Here is a 14,255-nt window from a genome sequence, read left to right as displayed (position 1 = left end):
CTACTTTTGCTTAGAGGTTTCTTGGTAGATCATAAATAGGCGAGCATCGAGTTCAAGCTGATGATAATCCGATTCCATATGGCAGCATAATTGATAGAAAGACTTGTTATGCTCTTTCTCTTTAAGGTGTGCTAACTCATGCACCACTAGCATACGCAATAGTGGCTCTGGTGCATTCTTAAATACGCTCGCGATACGAATCTCGTTTTTTGATTTGATCTTGCCGCCATGAACTTTGGCCACATAGGTGTGTAAACCAAGGGCATTGTTGATCAGATGGATTTTGCTGTCATAAATCACTTTACTAAGCGGCGCTGTCTTTTTCATATAGCGGTTTTTGATCGCCATCGTATATTCAAACAAGGCCTTTTCGCTCTTAATATCATGGTTTACTGGGTAACGTTTTTCGAACCAAGCATTAAAGCGTTCTGACTCCAGCATTTGATTAACCGGATCTAAGATGTGTTCAGGGTAGCCTTGAATATATCGAAGTAGAGGATTCATAATCACCGTTAACAGATATGACGAGATGCGTCGCGAAAACAAAGGGGCGTCAGTCTACCCTATTCATACTTGCCATTCACGGCCTTTTCGTTAAACTCTGTGCCAGAGATAACCGTAGGAACACACCATGAAACGACTTGTACTGTACGTAAAAGATAAATGCCCACACTGTAAAGACGCACAGCGCTACTTAGACTCAAAGGGCTATAAGTACAGGTTAACAAATGCAAAGATGCAGCGCGGCCGTAAGGAGCTTGACGCGATTGGTGCTCGCTCTCTCCCCGTTCTAAAAATTGGTGACCGTATTATGATTGGCTGGAATCCGGGGAACTTTGAGAAGATCTACAACGCTAAGTAATCTCAGCGCTGTGTATTGTTGTTACGGCGTGACGCCCTAAAGCGCCAAGCCGTACTATCTAAGTAATTCTATTCCGTGACTGCTTGTGAATTACTACGCTTACGAGTCACTAGACCTTTCAGCTTTGTAAATAGCCCTTTAATATCCTCAAGCATTAGATAGAGGCATGGGACTAGAACTAAAGTCAGTAAGGTTGCAAACAGCACTGCAAACCCAAGTGCTACGGCCATTGGGATCACAAACCTCGCTTGCAGACTGGTCTCGAACATAATCGGCAAGACACCAACAAAGGTCGTAATCGAGGTCAATGTGATCGCTCTAAATCGCGCGCAACCGGCTTCAATTACCGCTTCTTTAATGCTTACTCCCCGCGCTCGGACTTGGTTCACGTAATCAGTCATCACCAAAGAGTCATTAACGACTACGCCCGCCGCAGCAATTAGGCCAAATGTCGACATCATGCTGAGATCGAGCCCAAACCAATAATGTCCCCATATTGCTCCTGTTAAGCTAAACGGAATCACTGACATAATAATCAATGGTTGAGCATAGCTCTTAAGCGGCACCGCAAGCAGAATGTAGACGATAATCATGCCGGCAATAAAGAAGATAATCTGCTCATTTTGCTGAGCTTGCTGTTCTTCTATAGTGCCACCCAGTTCACTCTTAACGCCCGGGTAGTTAGCAAGAATGTCTGGGATGATCTCACTATTCACTTGTTCGATGATTTGGTTAGGTTCAACTAGCTCTTCATCAATAGAGCCGTAAACATAAACACTACGATAACCGCCTTCACGGCGAATGCTGCTAACACCAGGCTGCTGATTAATCTCAACCACATCACCAAGCATTACTTTCTTGCCTTCAGGTGTAGTGATAACCGCATACCGCAGTGATGAGAAGGCTTCACGGGTCAATTTAGGGTAACGCACCATGACTTTAATTTCTTCGCCATCACGGAGTACGCGCTGCGCCTCGCCACCGTAGAAACTCCCCCCGACCTGAGTCGCGATATCAAACAGATCTAAGCCAAGATCATAAGCAACAGGTGCGAGAGACAGTAACACTTCCTGACTGCCCGAATCGATAGAGGATGAAATATCAAATAGACCTTGCTGCTGTTGTAACGAGATGATCAGATCGCGCCCTGCTGCATTGAGGTTTTCTATGTCTGAGCCATAGAGTATAAAGCCAAACTCATCGCCCTTTTCGTCATCGTTAACGTTGTCTGACACGTTCAACATCTTTAAGCCTGGGATGCTCGGCAATCGTTCACGCCATCGTCTAGCCAACTCGAAGGTGTTGAAAGGTCTTAGCTCTTCATCAACCAGAGGAATCACTAAACGCCCTTCTTTGCGACCTTGGCTGAAAGTCAGAATATCACGTACCATTTTCTGACCTGTTTCTTGCTCAATCTCGCTATCAATAGCCAGCACTGTCGATTCAACCAACTTAAGTGCTTCAATGGTCTGTTCACTCGACACATTGTCATTCATCACTAGTTTTATACTAGGGAAGTCATGAGGAACTTTAGGCGAAGGGACGACGCGAACATAGCTCGCCATCACCATAGCGATACTGACTGCTAATACGCCGACAAAGGTCGCAAACACGCTCCAACGCCAATGTGTACACCACTTAACGAAGTTTTTGTAGGGACCATTGATAAAGCCAAAGAACCTAGTGTTAAAACGATCACGCCAACTGCCTTTCTTGATTGGCTTAAATTTCGTATGGGCCAAATGCGAAGGCAAAATGAGCTTAGATTCAATCAGACTGAAAAACAGGCAGAGAATAACAATGGATGCAATGCCAAAGAAGAAGGCTCTCTCTATCCCTTTGGACATTAAGAACGGTGCAAACACCGCCATGGTTGTCAGTACGCCAAATGTCGCAGGAGTAGCGACTCGCTTAGCGCCACGCACGACATTTTCCACACCACCGCCATGTTTCTCTATTTCACTGTAGGCACTCTCACCGATAACAATCGCATCATCAACCACAATACCTAGCACCATAATGAAGGCGAATAAAGAAATAATATTAATGCTGACACCAATCGCTGGCATTAGCATAACCGCGCCTAAGAAACAGACCGGAAGACCAACCATTACCCACATAGCTAGCTTAACGCGCAAGAACAAGCTCAACATCAAAGCAACCAGTACGGCACCTTGAAGTAAATTCTTGAGCATCATGTCCAAGCGAGCATTTAAGTAATAGGTCATATCGACCAAGGTTTTGATCTGCAAGTCCGCCGGCAAGGTTTTGTTCTTCTGCTCCAAGTACGCTTTCACAGATTCAGCAACCGTGACCATATTCTGATCTTTGGTCGCTTTGACCGAAAGATACATAGCGTTCTGGCCCGAGTAACGGAAGTAACGATCATCTTCCGTAAAGCCATCTTTAATAGTCGCAATGTCTTGCAGTAACACTTTGCCACCATTGGCACCAATCTTAACTGGAATATCGCGGAACTCTTCACCGCTATAGTATTGGTTTTCAATACGTACCGAGATCATCCCCGCATTGGTGCGCACTTCGCCAGCAGAATAATTGGCCGAGTAACGTTGAATCGCCTGACTAACATCATTCAGCGTGAGGCTGTATTTCTGCAGCACCCTTGGCTCGATTTCTACTGCTATCTCATATTCTGGTGCACCGAGGTCAACCAAAGCCACGTTGTTTAGCTGAAGCAGTTCATCTTCAATTTGTTTCGCTATCGGTTTCAGTTCGAGTAACGTACGGTCACCCACCAGCGCCATCTCAATAACATCTTGTCGCCATTCATATTGGTAAACTTGAATAGGCTCCATCGCGTCAGGGAAATTGGAGGTCGAATCGACCTTTTGCTTGACCTTATCCAACACAGAATCAATGTCTTCATCTACACCGATTTCAAGCTCAATATTACCGCTGCCTCGATACGCCGTTGATACTGACTTTTTAATACCTGTCACATCTTTAAGCGACTCTTCCAACTTGATCAGAATGCTTTCTTCAATCTCTTGAGGTGAAGCCCCTGGATATTGAGCACTGACATTGATGTAGTTAACCTCGATATTTGGGAACATCTGTCGTTGGATAAAGAAGAAGCTCACCGTACCAACGATCAGGATGAAAGCCATCATCAAATTAGCGGCAACTGAGTTGTTGGCAAAGTAAGCGATCAGCCCTTTCTGTTTAGACTCTTCCATGACTGACCTCTACTTACCCATTTGAGCGTCTTGAACAGCGACTTCAACTTGCAGCCCAGCTTGCGGATATTCAGGGACAGTCAAAACGATTTGATCATCATCGCTCAAACCTTGATTGATCAGCATGAACTCTTTTTCAGCACGTAAAACATTGACTGTTCTAGGCTCTAATTGGTTATTACTGTTAACCACCCACACTTGACGGTTGTTGACGAGTTCCTGAGGAAGTCGGTAAATGTGCTTCAATTCTTTACCTGGGAACTGCACCTCGACATAAGAACCAAACTTCATCGGCGTTTTATCACTATCTATCGCGTATGGGTTGTCGACTCTAACAACCATATTAATCATACGAGTACTGCTATCAATCACTCCCAAGTCACGATCGATCACACCTTCACGATGAGTATTCTTAATTCCTCGTTGGATCACCTGCGCAGGAAGCCCAGCATAATCTTGGGGCAGAAACGCACTGTCAAAACCAGCTATAGGGATATGAACTTCACCAGCTTCAACATTGTTTAATGTAGCTACATGCGCCCCGGCTGAAATAAATTGACCGACACCGATATCTTTCGCGACAACTAGTGCATCGTATGGAGCGACAATTTTGCAATTCTCTAAGTCACGTTTTGCACGTTTTAGCGCAGCTAACGCCGACTTGACCTGTGCGTCTGCACTCAACAATTGTGGCTTACGAAGATAAAGATCTGTCACTTGTTTTTTAGGTAGATTTTTAGCTTGTCGCGCTGCAACTTCCGCTCGGGCTTTCTCTTCAATCAAAGCCGCTCTAGTCCCCGCTAATTGAGCTTCAGCCTGCAGCACTGCCGCTTGATAATTATCGCTTTCGATACTAAATAAAACTTCACCACGCTTAACGATACCACCAACGACAAAATTGGGATGCCAGCTCACTACCTCGCCAGCAACTTGAGACGAAAGCTGCGTCACTTCAACGGGCTGAAGCTCTCCATGACTGGTAATCACGACTTTGTGGTCACTAGAGTTTACTTTGGAAACTTTAACTATAGGCGGTGCTTTCGGCGGTTTGCTTTCTAGTGATTCCGGCGCACTCGATGCAATCGCAGAATAACCAGCATAAGCGCCCCCTAAAATGATGAAAGGCAGTAACCAACGTAACGGCTTAGTCGTCATTTGAGTTCCTTGTCAGTTTAATTATTATGTTTATATGAATTGATGTACGTCTGAATAGTGCTTCGACATCAATAAAAAGAAAACTATCCCTTTGATCGAAGTATTTTTATAAATTCAAATGATACTTGATTATCGAATCATTATTGAGACTAGATAAAGTCATACCCCAAACAGCACGACTTCATAGTATTCAGAGAGTATTTGATGGCCTGAAGAGCAGCTAGGCCATCGGATATTTTTAAAGAGGCTAATCGAACGTCTTGAGTCTAAAATGAGGGTTATCCACCAGCACTTCAAGTTTTGAAATTGAGTCTAGAACCACTAACTGTTCGGCCTCATTAACCATCAGCTTTATACACTCTTGCTTGTGTTCATTACGTGCCGTATCTAATGCTACCCCTTCTATAACGTTACCCTCTTTCAGAGTTAAACAAACGGGATAGCGATACATACACACGATTTCAATGTAGTCATAATCGCAACAACTGATCATCTCATCTACCCTACTCGCACTGCCGGTTTGTAGCACTGCGCAATGTCGTCATAAATAAATTCTACGTCATTTTTGATGCTCTCTAACTTATCATTTTGATAGTGAGAGACATAAAGCAACTGACTTAGGTTTTCCTGCGCTATCAGCTCTAAAGTGTTTTTGACCAATCGACGTCCAAGATAATCCAAACCTTGATATGGTTCATCGAGAATCAATAATGCCGGTTGTTTCACTATCGCCCTAGCGATCAAAAGCAAACGCTGTTGCCCATACTCTAGCTGTCTAAATGACGTATTGGCATGCTCCGTCATGTGCAAGATTTCTAACCACTCTCGAGCAACCTGAATCTCTTTCTTACTTGGTTGCTGGTAAAGGCCAATAGAGTCGTAAAAACCAGACAGGATCACTTCAATTGCCTTACAACTCACACGATATTGTAAGTGCAAAGCAGAGGAAACCATGCCAATGTGCTGTTTGATTTCCCAAATGGACTCACCACTACCACGTTGCTTACCAAAGATCTGAATATCATTAGAGTAACACTGCGGATGGTCACCAAATATCAAACCTAATAAGGTGCTTTTACCACAACCATTTGGCCCTTTGATTTGCCAGTGTTGTCCATTTTCAATACGCCAATTGAGATCAGTAAAAATGGTCTTTTCAGTATACTCAACTCGACCATTTTTAATCTCAAAAACAGGGTTATCGAAGTGATGAGCATGCTGATAACGTTGAATCAGCTCAATCATTTGCTCACTTTGTTGCTGAGACTGTGCTTTGATCTGGCTGATTATCGGGTGACACTCCCATTCCTGCTTACTCATTGTGCTTTCAAGCTTGCCATGATAAAACAAAGCAATATGATTGATCCATTCTGGGATATCTTCTTCACGGTTGAACGTGACAATCATTTGCACGCTCTGAGACAGCTCAGATAAGAACTCAGCTAATGCAGCTCGGTGGGCGACGTCTAGACCAGTAAAAGGGTTATCGAGGACGATTAAATCCGGTTTAGTAGCTAACGCTCTTGCTAGCATCACGCGGCGGGTTTCACCGGTAGATAGCACTCGAAAGCCGCTCTGCTTTAAATGACCTAAATCAAGTTGCTCAACCAACCTGTCCGCCAAGTCTTGAGACTGACACTGCTGATAAATTAAGTCATAAACCGCGGTACCCGTATCGATCCTGTCTAGGTAGTCCGTTTCATCTTTAGCAATTTCTTCTTCCAGCAATCGTTGCTGTTCGACCAGCGATACTTGAGCAACGCGACCTGAAGTCAGTTGTAAAGCTTTGGCATCAGCTTTAAGTTCCCCACATAGCAAGCAACCTAAGGCTGAACCAATGTCCCCTTCAGTACTAAATACACCCCAAGATTGTTTATCGGGGATCTGCCATCGCTCAATGTCGAGTTGATGTGTTTCTAGGTCTAAACAGAGCTGCTCAATATCAATTTGCATGAAACGGTGTCCTTACCTTTCAATAATTTGCGAGAATGAACACCAAATTACTGCAATTGATAAGTAAGTGCGATAGAGATTGAGCAAAGTGTGATATTTGCAGGCACACGTTTCAATCAGGTGTACTGCTTCACAAACTCGAGAAAGGCTTTGTCTGCAATAGATAAGTAACCGTCTTTACGCCAAGCCAAAGCAAGATCTAGCTTTACTCGGGGGTTAAATGGAATTCCAATGACTTGCTGTTCATGTTGTGTGACCAACTCTAACAGCGCAGTAATGGCAAACTCATGCTTAACGATACTGAGGATCATCGGCAATAAGTTAGTTTCAAAGGAAAACAGCATTTCCTTGCCGCACTGCATTGCCTGGTTTTCGACAAAATCGCGATGGAAGTACCCGGGTTTGAACATCACAAGTTCATGTTCGAAAAACTCGTCAAAAGTGAGCGCGTTGCGTTCGGCTAGTTCATGTTCCCTAGATACCACAGCGACCATTTCCGAAGTCAACAAGTGATCGGTTTCCAAATCATCAGGGACATTTTCATCGTTGATCACCCCAATATCGAGCTCCCCATCAAGTAACATTTGCCTTATAGAGCGCGTTCCCGCATCAACTAACGTCAACTTAAGATGCGGGTAGCGACTCTTAAACGCCATCAACACTTCAGGAAAGAAGTAAGAACCCATCATACTCGGCGCACCTAATCGAACTTCCCCTTTCTCGAGTCCTTTTAATTCGTCAATGGCAAGTTGTGCATCTTCCAGTTGCTGCAGCACTCTTTTGGCATGATCGTAAAGAACTCGCCCTTCATCAGTCAGCGATATCTGCCTATCTTCACGGCGAAACAACTCGACGCCTAACTCTTGCTCGAGTTTTTTAATCGAAATACTCAGTGCTGGCTGAGCTATGTAAAGGGCTTTTGCGGCCTTAGTGAAATGCTCATGATCCGCAACAGCCACGAAATGTTTTAAATGCTTTGATTCCACAAATAGGCCATATGTTAAATATATTACGATGATATTTTTAATATATTTTATATATCACATTATGACTGATATTTTGCTCACATAGTTTCCTATTAGACGACAAAAATGATTGAACTAAAGAGCAAAGATTACCGCCGTGTCACGTTCAGCTTAGCGCTGGGCTCATTCTTAGTATTTTGTAATCTTTACCTTTTCCAACCTATGTTGCCTTATATGGCTGATTACTTCTTGGTAAGTGAAACTCAGGTTAACTGGATCTTCGCTGCGAGTACGTTAGCTCTTTCTGTCTGTTTAGTGCCTTGGGCAGTTGCCTCAGAAGCGGTAGGAAGAAGAAACGTCATGCTACTTGGCCTACTTTCCATGCCATTTATTGGTGGCATTATGCTGGTAAGTGACTCACTTCTATTACTGGTTATCGCCCGAGCTTTGATGGGAGTTGCATTGGCAGCATTTGCTTCTGTCGCTGTTGCGTACATGGTAGAAGAGCTCTCTGAAACAGCCTTCAGCCACGCTATTGGAGGTTACATCGCGGCTAACTCGTTAGGTGGCATCACCGGGCGAATAGTTGGTGGTACTTTGACCGATGCTTTCGGTTGGCAGCAAGCTGTATTGGCAATGGCCCTATTCACGTTAATCAGTGCGATCGGTGTCGTGTTCATGCTGCCGAAACAAAAAAACTTTACGCCGCAACGTGGAATGTTACGTCAGCACAACCGAGCCTTGGTGAAGCATATCACTAACAAAACTATTTGGTTTGCCATGCTGATTGGTGGTGTCAACTTTGCGCTATTCGTTAACTTATACTCTGTAATGGGTTTTAGGCTGGTTAGCGAACCCCATAACCTACCAATTAGTTTAGCCTCATTGATTTTCTTGTGTTATCTGGCAGGTACCTTGAGTTCAAAAATGACATCGGTTTGGACGAAAAATCGAAGTACTATTTCTGGAATGGTCACAGGAACAATAATCAGCTTGCTTGGTATGCTGATCGCCTATGTAGATGCTTTACCATTCATGATGCTTGGCTTATTGCTCATTAGCTTTGGGGCTTTCTTTACCCATACCCTCGCCTACTCTTGGGTTAGCCGCAAAGCCACCCATGCTAAAGCGACCGCAACAGCACTATATTTGGTGCACTACTATATTGGCGGCAGTATTGGTGGGTTCTTCCTCATCTATCTGTGGCAACACGGTGGCTGGAGCAACGTTATTTTTGGAGGCTTGTTCCTGTATGCCACAATATTCGTGCTTTGCCATCGATTAAACCTGATTGAATCGAGTGAAAGCATCATAGAGAAGCATCCCCGATCAGATTCTGCTATTCTTGCGCCAAATTCTAATTTGGAAGCAAAATGACAACCAATAGCTCAACACAAGTCGATGTCGTAACTAAAGCCGTAGACCAATGGTTAAACGACGTAGTTATCGGACTTAACTTATGCCCTTTTGCCGCAAAGCCACAGCGTAATAAGCAAATTAAAATCTTTGTTAGTGAAGCAACAACGGAAGAGCTCTTGCTAGAGGATATCCTAACTCAGCTTTTAGAACTTGAGTCTACTGAGCCAGAGCAACTTGAAACCACACTGGTTGCTATTCCAAATATGCTGGAAGATTTTTACGACTATAACCTGTTCATTGATTGGGTTGAGGCGCTGATCCGCCAACAAGATTGGGAAGGTATTTTCCAACTCGCGACCTTCCATCCAGACTACTGCTTTGGTGGTGCACAGCCGGAAGATGCGGAAAACTTAACCAATCGTTCTCCATACCCAGTCTTCCACCTTATTCGTGAAAAGAGCATGGAAAAAGTGCTCAAACACTATCCAAACCCTGAAGCTATTCCAGACACAAACATCGCACGAGTTGAATCATTAACTCCTGCAGAAAGAGCTAAGCTATTCCCTTACTTGATCTAGTTTTAGCCTCATATTCCAGCTACCTATTTCTTAGGTAGCTGCTAAATATCACAAGATCCGCTCAGTTAATATCAGAAAACGCTTAAGATACTGACTTCACTAACACATTGGTTTCTCTTTCTTTTCACCAGTGCTATCGTTAGTGATTGAATGTCTTATCGAGGATCTGTCTATGTTGGTTGTATTGGTTGAAGACAATGAGATTTTAAATCACCACCTCTCATCTCAGCTAAAAGAGCGCAATCACACGGTTTATGCAGATAAAACCGCTTCAGCATGCTTACAAACCATCCAGAAACACCCAAACGCTGATGTCATGATCATCGATTTAGGCTTACCTGACTTCGATGGTATTACGCTTATCAAACAGATTCGCCGTAAAGAGATTAACGTGCCAATACTAATATTGACTGCACGTGGCGATTGGCAAGATAAAGTTGAAGGACTCAATGTCGGGGCTGACGACTACCTCACGAAACCTTTTCAGTTCGAAGAGCTAACAGCGCGCCTAGAAGCGCTCGTTCGCCGCAATCAGGGCTTTGCATCATCCACACTGTCTGTTGGAGACCTCAACCTTGATACCCAAGCGAACACCATCACTTTCAGTGAGAACCTGCTAGATTTAACTGCATTAGAGTACCAAATCTTCGAGTACTTGATTCGTCATCATCAACAGGTCATCTCTAAAGAGCAAATTGCTGACTCGTTATATGACTCAGGTGAAGAGGTACAGCTCAATAATATTGAGGTGATTATTTCCCGATTGCGCAAAAAACTCGCGGCGTATACGGATGCGAAAATCATTTCAACCATTCGAGGTCAGGGTTACCGCTTAGATGCTAAGGAAAATGAGTCGTGAAACGTTTAGTCTCCACCAGCTTTAGGCGTCGAGTCCTCGTTTTATCATTGCTTGTCGGGCTCAGCTTTGTCCTATTACTTGGATTTCTTTTTTATCACATAGAAAAGGACAAGTTGATTCGAGACTACTCGAATGAGGTCTCTAGCCACATCCCATCCATCACCAATGAACTCATCTCGTCAAACCAACTACCGCCGCTTTCTGAATGGCATAAGATATACTCCCCACAGTCGTCCCTATTCTCGATGTTCATTTGTGATGCAGAAAACAATGAGCTTTGGCGATCGATGGATGAAGAGTCGAGAGCCGAGTTACTCACTCAAGGTATTGATATTCCAAAAATCGACAACTATTGCCTCGACCCACTACTGCCTTCCAAAATTCACAGCTTTAAATTGATTCAAACTAGCCGAGGCAATGCCTTTATCGCGCAAGTGCTGCCTTTAGAAGCCACCGACTATAACCCTGATGGACGGATTGTAATCTTACGTCGTATGGAAGAGAAAATTGAATTGCTCACCGATTTAAAGGTACAAGTTTCCATTGCAACGATCATTTCGGCGCTGATCATCGCTTTTCTTATTCGCTTGGTTTACCGCTGGGGATTTAGACCATTTGTGACTTTAGAAGAAGAGCTCAAGCAAGTACGTTCTGGCAAACTAAACAAGCTGCAAAAAACCTATCCCGAAGATTTAGCCTCTTTGACTAATGCACTTAATGAGATGTTGTTCCAGCAGCACGAAAATGAACAACGCTACCGCAGAGCTCTCAATGACTTGGCCCATAGTCTAAAAACTCGAGTTGCTGTCTCCCAAGCGCTTTTGAGCGATATAGAGCAAGGTAAGATCGACGCAATCAACCAGCAATTGCTTGAAATGGATGACGTAATCCAAGGGCAACTAAAGCGAGCTTCTTTTGGGGTGAAAGGGATTGCTGAAAATTCGACTCTGATTAAGCCAGTGCTCAATAGTCTGATTATGATGTTCGATAAGGTCCATCTTGAGAAAGGCCTTCAGGTCGAACTATTTATCTCCAAAGGGCAAACCTTACCGATGAGCAAATCAGACATCATGGAGGTGTTTGGCAATATTCTTGAAAACACCTATCGCTTTGCTCAATCTCGTATCGATATATTCATTAACAATAGTGAGAGCGGCCTAATGGTCACCATTAACAATGATGGACCTCCGATTGAACCTCAAATACGAGATAGTCTTTTCCAACGAGGTGTTCGCGCCGATGAACAAAACCCAGGAACTGGATTAGGTTTAGCACTATGTGACGAAATTATTCACAGTTATAAAGGGGCAATTTGGTTTGAAGACCCTTCTGACCCATCCATGGGTATTAGTCTCAAGATCATGCTGCCCTATAAGTGATTAGCTTTGTGGTTTAAGTTCTATTTCAACCCGGCGATTTAGGTGGCGTCCATACTCAGAATCATTACTTGTGATTGGATGTAGTTCACCATCTGAATTAGCTTCGCTATCAATATCTAGAAATTCTGTCACGGCTTGAGAGCGCTTCAGGCCCAATACCAAATTATATTGCTCAGCCCCGACAGAGTCGGTATTGCCCACAACCATTAAATTGCTGTCGCCATCTTCGATACGAACTTTAAGCTGAGAGAGAAGATAACGTGACTGAGCATTTAGAGCACTCTTATCAAAATCGAACAAGATTTGCGCAATTAGGTTAGCTTGCCATTGGTCATTTTCATCGATAGTCGCATGACTCAAAAGGTATTGCGCGCATTGAGCCTCTACCCCGACAGCTTCTAAGTTATGGCGAACAGCGTCAAGTTGCTCTTGAGAGTCGCTGTTGGCAGTAATTTGCATAAACGGCCCTTGGTGATACATGACCTTCTGCCCCGAACCTACAATCACTTGCTCTTGGTATTCATTACTACCTTGCTGACAGTAATAATAAAGTGCTTCGTTTACATTACCGTTGGTTGAGCTTGCCAAAGCGGATTGGCTGACCGGTAAAGCCGCCAAAAAGCACCACATAAATTTACTATTCATCTTTTATTCGCCTCTATTACTGCGCCAAATGACCGACTTCTTCGGTTATCAATGACAAGATCTGGTTGAGAATGTCATCTCTATTCTCAGCTTTATATACATTGTCTTTTCCGACACAATTTTTTAAGTTCACGTTCTCTTTTAAGTCATAATCAAAACCAATCACCGCTAAGCGTGCCGTCATTTCATCTCCGCTTGGTGTTTTCATCCCTTGGCTGGTTCCCATGCCACTGACCGTCATTTCGCCACCGTTCACTAGATTAAGAATATTGGTACACATGCCTCTGCTGATCAGTTTTGGTACTTGTTTTTCATACACATCAGAGTCTTCACCATCCGAAAGTACGATAATGAGCTGCTTAGGGTTTTCGGCGAAGGTTTTGACAATCTGGCCCGCTCGGATCACCCCTTGTAAAAAAGCAGTACCGCCGTGAGCTTTAAACTTTTTGATTTTTTTCATAAAGCCCTCAAGATCTGTCGTCGGGTAGATATCGTAAAACTCAGCTAAATCATCTTCATTTGGAATGCGCTTTGCAGCCCCCTTAACCGTGAACTGAGCATTGATCGTTTTTTGCGGATAGAACTTATCGTCTTTATCGTATCCATCTGGATCATAGTCAGTGATTCGTTGGTCACGAAAAACTAACTTACCTTTGTCATTTTTATTGCTGGTACGTCGGTTGTAGCCTGTGATAGCCACTCTATGCGGATGTTCAGGGTACAATTGATTGTAGAGACTGAGCTCGTCTGTTACTTCTTCAATGATATCCATTAAGTCTTCCAACTTAGAATGTCTACCACCGCTCCAGCCGTTATTCATGGACCCTGAAAAGTCGACAACAAAAGTAATGTCTACTGGCTGGCTTTGGTAACGACGAGCTTTTGAAGATCCCGTCACGTCGAATGTTTCTCCGAAGCCCACTATCGCATCATTTCCCGGAAACCATGACTTGTGCTCAGTTTTCCCAGCTACACGATATTCGAAATACCGAGCCTCTCCTCTTTCAACTGCGGCGGCGCACTCTGGCATCTCATCGCACTCTAGTTTTTTAACGGACACCGATTGGATCGACTCCAAGTCGTAGAGGTAATGGTCAATATAATCTTGAGCCAGTTGATCATCTTCCTCGTCTTTAGCAGAGACAGCCAGCACAGCCGCTTCCGCTGCTTCCTCTAATCGCGCTTTGGTCTGTAATGCTCTTGCCCCATCAGAACCAAGCATGAATACACCAAACAATGCGGGGATCATCATGGCAAATAGCATAGCAGCATGGCCGGACTGTTTGTTCATTGCACGTCTCAT

General features: G+C 43.9%; 13 protein-coding genes. 5 read left to right on the top strand and 8 right to left on the bottom strand.

The window, feature by feature from the left end; genetic code table 11:
• On the bottom strand, positions 1–504 hold the full coding sequence (locus tag AAFX28_RS15935) for a YgjP-like metallopeptidase domain-containing protein (protein ID WP_408689092.1): 504 nt from the start codon (positions 502–504) through the stop codon (positions 1–3).
• Positions 505–631: 127 nt separating this feature from the next.
• Between AAFX28_RS15935 and AAFX28_RS15930 the strand changes: the two genes are divergently transcribed.
• The gene (locus AAFX28_RS15930; protein ID WP_408689090.1) at positions 632–862 is read left to right on the top strand and encodes a glutaredoxin family protein; all 231 of its coding nucleotides are present in this window, start codon (positions 632–634) and stop codon (positions 860–862) included.
• Positions 863–930: 68 nt separating this feature from the next.
• On the opposite strand, the gene AAFX28_RS15925 is transcribed toward AAFX28_RS15930, so the two are convergent.
• From AAFX28_RS15925 to AAFX28_RS15905, 5 genes are all read right to left on the bottom strand, one after another.
• Positions 931–4,059 (bottom strand): efflux RND transporter permease subunit, encoded by a 3,129-nt coding sequence (locus tag AAFX28_RS15925; protein ID WP_408689088.1) that lies wholly within the window; start codon positions 4,057–4,059, stop codon positions 931–933.
• A 9-nt stretch (positions 4,060–4,068) separates the two neighbouring features.
• Entirely contained in the window at positions 4,069–5,214 is a 1,146-nt protein-coding gene (locus tag AAFX28_RS15920; protein WP_408689086.1) for an efflux RND transporter periplasmic adaptor subunit, read from the bottom strand.
• Between the two features lie 247 nt (positions 5,215–5,461).
• Positions 5,462–5,707, bottom strand: coding sequence for a Rho-binding antiterminator (locus AAFX28_RS15915; RefSeq protein WP_408689084.1), 246 nt, complete (start codon positions 5,705–5,707; stop codon positions 5,462–5,464).
• A gap of 5 nt (positions 5,708–5,712) precedes the next feature.
• On the bottom strand, positions 5,713–7,167 hold the full coding sequence (modF, locus tag AAFX28_RS15910; protein WP_408689082.1) for a molybdate ABC transporter ATP-binding protein ModF: 1,455 nt from the start codon (positions 7,165–7,167) through the stop codon (positions 5,713–5,715).
• Between the two features lie 116 nt (positions 7,168–7,283).
• Positions 7,284–8,153, bottom strand: a complete 870-nt coding sequence (locus tag AAFX28_RS15905; RefSeq protein ID WP_408689080.1) for a LysR family transcriptional regulator — start codon at positions 8,151–8,153, stop codon at positions 7,284–7,286.
• 105 nt (positions 8,154–8,258) lie between these two features.
• Between AAFX28_RS15905 and AAFX28_RS15900 the strand changes: the two genes are divergently transcribed.
• The 4 genes from AAFX28_RS15900 to AAFX28_RS15885 all read left to right on the top strand — a co-directional run bounded on the left by AAFX28_RS15900 (position 8,259) and on the right by AAFX28_RS15885 (position 12,307).
• Positions 8,259–9,509 carry an MFS transporter gene (locus AAFX28_RS15900; protein ID WP_408689079.1) on the top strand — a complete coding sequence of 417 codons (1,251 nt, stop codon included), beginning with the start codon at positions 8,259–8,261 and terminating at the stop codon, positions 9,507–9,509.
• Positions 9,506–10,069 carry a DUF1415 domain-containing protein gene (locus AAFX28_RS15895; RefSeq protein WP_408689077.1) on the top strand — a complete coding sequence of 188 codons (564 nt, stop codon included), beginning with the start codon at positions 9,506–9,508 and terminating at the stop codon, positions 10,067–10,069. The genes AAFX28_RS15900 and AAFX28_RS15895 overlap by 4 nt, the downstream gene beginning before the upstream one ends.
• 172 nt (positions 10,070–10,241) lie before the next feature.
• Positions 10,242–10,928, top strand: a complete 687-nt coding sequence (locus tag AAFX28_RS15890) for a response regulator (protein ID WP_408689075.1) — start codon at positions 10,242–10,244, stop codon at positions 10,926–10,928.
• A complete protein-coding gene (locus AAFX28_RS15885) occupies positions 10,925–12,307 on the top strand; it encodes an ATP-binding protein (RefSeq protein WP_408689073.1) in 1,383 nt (460 codons plus the stop codon). The genes AAFX28_RS15890 and AAFX28_RS15885 overlap by 4 nt, the downstream gene beginning before the upstream one ends.
• Here AAFX28_RS15885 and AAFX28_RS15880 read toward each other — a convergent pair whose 3' ends face one another.
• Together AAFX28_RS15880 and AAFX28_RS15875 are read right to left on the bottom strand one after the other, a co-directional pair.
• On the bottom strand, positions 12,308–12,952 hold the full coding sequence (locus AAFX28_RS15880; protein ID WP_408689072.1) for an OmpA family protein: 645 nt from the start codon (positions 12,950–12,952) through the stop codon (positions 12,308–12,310).
• Positions 12,953–12,968: 16 nt separating this feature from the next.
• Positions 12,969–14,255, bottom strand: coding sequence for a pilus assembly protein TadG-related protein (locus AAFX28_RS15875; RefSeq protein ID WP_408689070.1), 1,287 nt, complete (start codon positions 14,253–14,255; stop codon positions 12,969–12,971).

The sequence above is a fragment of the Vibrio sp. TBV020 genome (genome assembly GCF_046056895.1).
Lineage (GTDB): Bacteria > Pseudomonadota > Gammaproteobacteria > Enterobacterales > Vibrionaceae > Vibrio.
This window is presented reverse-complemented; position numbering and strand designations above follow the sequence as displayed.